We start from the raw sequence: 4566 nt of genomic DNA, 5'->3' as shown, positions 1-4566 counted from the left end.
GACTATCTCGATCGTGGACATTTCCGATCAATTTATGATGTAGGACGTACCGGCGAATATGAAACAATTCAAGGCGTAGTGGTCAATCACAGCGAATTCACACCGAGCCGCAGAGGGGCAAAGTCTGTCGGCAGGATCGCTGTCTATGACCAAGAAGGTGTGGCGCAGTTGGTCAATTTTGGGCGCCGTGTCGGCTATCTCAAGAACCTACTGAAAGTTGGCACACCTGTTGTCGTGAGCGGTAAATTTACCCGCCGCAATAACGAAATCCAAACCACCGATTTTGAATTTGAAGTGCTTGAGGAGGAGGACGCAGATCTCATTCACACGGGCAGAATCGTACCTAAGTACGCGCTGACAGCGAAGTTGACCCAACGGATGCTTCGACAGTGGACCAAGACAGTCGTAGACGGGTATGCAGAGGGATATCCAGAGATTTTGCCGCTAGACCTCCGACAACGAAATCAGTTGATAGATCGGTGCACGGCGGTCCAAGAGGTTCACTTTCCCTCATCCGAGGGGTATAAAGATGCGGCACGGAGGCGGTTGGCGTTCGATGAGTTTTTCCTTCTGGAATTGGGGCTTGCAGAGGAGCAGGGGATCGCTTTCCGAGTCGAAGGTGAGCTGTTAGATCGGTTTATTGAGGCGTTGCCCTTCCAACTGACGGCCGCGCAGAAACGAGTGATTGAGGAGATTAAGTCGGACATGGCGAACGCAGAGGCGATGAATCGGTTGCTTCAAGGGGATGTCGGATCCGGAAAGACAATCGTTGGAGCGGTTGCCTTATTGTGCGCGATTCAGAGCGGGTATCAGGGGGCGCTGATGGTGCCCACAGAGATCCTCGCCGAACAGCATACCTACAACCTATCGGAATTGCTTGAACCGCGGGGCTTGAAAGTCGTCCTACTCAAAAGCGATCTTTCCAAAACAGAGCGTGACAAAGCCCTCGCTGCCATTGCCGATGGCTCGGCTCACGTCGTTGTCGGGACGCACGCCCTGATTCAAGAGGGTGTGGAGTTTCATCAGCTTGGACTAGTAATCATTGATGAGCAGCACCGCTTCGGTGTGATGCAACGTGCGACACTCCGTGATAAAGGGACAACCCCGGATGTCTTGGTTATGACGGCGACCCCCATCCCGCGGACACTTGCCCTGACAATTTATGGCGACCTCAATGTGTCCGTGATTGACGAAATGCCGCCGGGACGGCAGAAGATAACGACAAGATGGGTGAGGGAAAAGGATCGCGAAAAACTGTACGCGCAGATAGAGAAGGAGGTCCAACATGGGCGACAGGCGTACATCGTTTATCCACTTGTCGAAGAGTCAGAAAAGTTAGAGGAAATTAAAGCGGCAACGGAGATGGCAGACCACTTTCAGACTAATGTGTTTCCGCATCTGCGGGTCGGGTTGTTGCATGGACGGATGCGATCGGTGGAGAAGCAGGATGTGATGGGTCGCTTCAAAAATAAAGAGATTGATATTCTGGTATCTACCACCGTCATCGAAGTTGGGATTGATGTGCCAAATGCCACGCTCATGGTGATAGAAAACGCCGAGCGGTTTGGATTGTCGCAAATGCATCAGTTACGCGGGCGCGTCGGGCGCGGTACGTATAAATCCTCCTGCCATCTGATTAGCGGTCCAATGACCGACGATGGGGTACGTCGAGTCAGGGCGATGACACGCACCAATGATGGTTTTGAGCTTGCAGAAGCGGATTTGGAAATTCGAGGACCAGGCGAATTTTTTGGGACCCGCCAATCCGGGCTTCCAGACTTCAAAATTGCCAACATCCTCAGGGATGTGTCATTGCTTGAAATCGCTAAGTCAGAGGCGAATCGGCTCGCTAAGGCAGACCCTAATCTGAGCCAACCCGTGCATCAGGTGTTGAAAGAGGTGTTACAGACCCAGTGGCGTGGACATTTGAAAATGGCATCAATCGGTTGACTAAAGAGTTCGCTAGTAAATCAAAAATCTCATGTATTCATTCTAAATTGAAAGGACTGAATTTATGGCAGAAAACGAAGATACAAATGTAGAGAGACACGCTGAAGATCCCTATGCTCTGCGAAGCGAATATATTCAAGAACCTCCCGTTGGGTTTTGGAATACGGTCAAGTTTCTCGGACCAGGGTTAATTTTAGTTGGTTCCGTGGTTGGATCAGGCGAAATTATTCTTACGACAACGCTCGGCGCAACGGTCGGTTTTGTAATGCTTTGGTGGATGCTACTCAGTTGCTGGGGCAAGAGTATTGTGCAGGCAGAACTCGGACGTTACGCTGTCTCATCGGGCAATACCGCTCTCTCTGCGTTCAACGATATCCCCGGTAAGTTTCCCTTTTTCCGCAGCAAAATGTCTTGGTTTATTTTCCTATGGTTCCTGCAACAGATTCCCGGTCTCATGGGTGGTGGTGGAATTTATGGGGGTGCAGGACAGGCATTGAGCATGATGATGCCGTTTATGGACTCGAGATACTGGACAATTATCGTTGCTATAGTGACAGCGACGTTGATTCTGAGCGGCACCTATCGTTTCCTCGAAAAGTTGTTGACCTTCATGGTTGTGACTTTCACCTTCATCACGTTGGCATGTGCGATCCTGCTACAATTCACAGAATATGCTATCACGTGGGCGGACGTGGGGGCTGGACTACGGTTTGATTTCCCTGCCTTTGCAATTGCAGCTGCCTTGGCGGCTTATGGAGGCACCGGTGTCAATGCCGGTGAGTCTATGGCGTACACCTATTGGTGCACCGAAAAGGGCTATGCCCGTTTCACCGGACCGACCGATGACAGCGAAGGCTGGGTAAATCGGGCGCGTGGCTGGATTCGCGTTATGCAGACCGATGTGGTTCTGACGTTAATTGTTCTGACTTTTGCAACGATCCCTTTTTACATGCTGGGTGCCGGCGTACTGAATCGTATGGGACAGATGCCCGACGGATTGGATACGCTCAGTATTTTGTCTAATATGTACACACAGACGTTAGGTCAATGGGCATGGTGGCTGTTCATGTTCGGGGGATTCTTTGTCCTTTTTTCAACGGTGGTGTCGGGGCTCGGTGGTGGTTCACGGATGATCGCCGATGTAATGGGCGTCATTGGTGTGATTGACCCCAACGACTACAACAAGAGAGTCCGTGTGCGACGAATCTGGGCGGTGGCTGCACCAGCCATCCAATCGGTGTGTTATTTCTTTATCAAGAATCCGGTCTGGATGCTCACTATCAGTGGCACGATTGGGGCGATGATGATGCCACTTGTTGCGGGGAATACAATCTACCTGCGATATTTTCGCACCGATCGCCGTATCGCACCGGGACGGAAGTCCGACGCCGTGCTTTGGGCATGTTTTCTCGCGATGATCGGACTCGCAATCTATGCTATCTATCTTCAGTTTACTAAGCCCGCATAGTCATGAAAGGAATGGAATTGATGCTCACTCCCAAAGAAAAGCAATCCTACGAGGAGAACGGTTTTATTCTGAAAAAAGCCCTTGCTTCGCCTGAAGAGATAGAAAAAATCCGTGAAGAGATTGAAAACATTCACAATCGCATGGCGGAACAACCGGTTGAAGGGGTTGGTCTTTCGTGGGAAGAGTTCGATGATCCTTCCCTACCCCCACGGCTTAAGCAGCTGATGAACAGCGAGTTGATAAGCCCGACCCTGAACCAAATTCTGCGTTCCGATACAATGTTGGACATTATTGAACAGATGATTGGTCCCAATGTTTCACTCTATCACAGCAAGCTGCTCCCCAAAGATGCCAAAGATGGCACAGCGATTCCGTGGCATCAGGATTATGCCTATTGGAATCGGGACGATAATCGCCCGTTGATGGTGAACTGCCAACTGGCGATTGATGCCACAAGACAGGAGAACGGCTGCATCCAGTTTGTCCCCGGCAGCCATAAATGGGGTTTGCAAGAACATCAACGACGTCAACAGACATTTGGCGTATTCTTGCCGGGACACTACCATGAACGCGAGGATGCTGTTAAAGTCGAGATGGAACCGGGGGATGGGGTCTTTTTCAACGCGCTGATTATTCACGGCTCCGCTGCTAACACCTCTAATCTGCCTCGACGGATGAACACCTTTGCGTATAATGTCACCGGCAACGGACTGATGCAGTGCCGGCGGGCGCTGCGCGGCAAACCGCTGTGATATTCAACATAATGGGGCGTTTTTCCGTTTTTGATACGAAAGTAGGTATATAATATGGCTTCTAAGAAAACTGTTGCTTTCAACGAGCTTCTGGATTCTAACGATTCTACAATTTACGATTTGGAAACCCATTCACCCGGTCCTGAGGGCAGTCTGCCACTGACGCCGGAAATGCTGCTCAATTTGCCGAGCGGAGATGTCTTCGCTTGGAGCCATAATGCAGGTATGGGATGGGCGCCCGGTGAACTTAATCGGAGAGAGTTTCTTATCCTTAGCACACAAGGGGGGATCCGCGCACCGGACGGGAGTCCGATTGCACTTGGCTACCACACCGGGCATTGGGAGGTTGGCTTGTTGATGCAGGCTGCCGCCGAGGAATTCAAAGAACTCGGCATG

Annotated in this window: 4 protein-coding genes; all 4 read left to right on the top strand. The window is 50.9% G+C overall.

The annotated features are described in order from the left end of the window. Positions 1 to 1950 (top strand): ATP-dependent DNA helicase RecG (gene recG / locus J4G02_21450; GenBank protein MCE2397086.1); only part of this gene is annotated, 1950 nt, incomplete at its 5' end. Positions 1951 to 2014: 64 nt separating this feature from the next. Further along, positions 2015 to 3418, top strand: coding sequence for an Nramp family divalent metal transporter (locus J4G02_21445; protein ID MCE2397085.1), 1404 nt, complete (start codon positions 2015 to 2017; stop codon positions 3416 to 3418). A 20-nt stretch (positions 3419 to 3438) separates the two neighbouring features. After that, the gene (locus J4G02_21440) at positions 3439 to 4170 is read left to right on the top strand and encodes a phytanoyl-CoA dioxygenase family protein (GenBank protein MCE2397084.1); all 732 of its coding nucleotides are present in this window, start codon (positions 3439 to 3441) and stop codon (positions 4168 to 4170) included. A 54-nt stretch (positions 4171 to 4224) separates the two neighbouring features. After that, positions 4225 to 4566, top strand: a 342-nt coding sequence (locus J4G02_21435; protein MCE2397083.1) for a YjhG/YagF family D-xylonate dehydratase, incomplete at its 3' end; no start/stop codon positions are given.

The sequence above is a fragment of the Candidatus Poribacteria bacterium genome (assembly GCA_021295755.1).
GTDB lineage: Bacteria > Poribacteria > WGA-4E > WGA-4E > PCPOR2b > PCPOR2b.
Note: the sequence above shows the minus strand (reverse complement) of the source record. Positions and strands in the feature narration are given on the sequence as shown.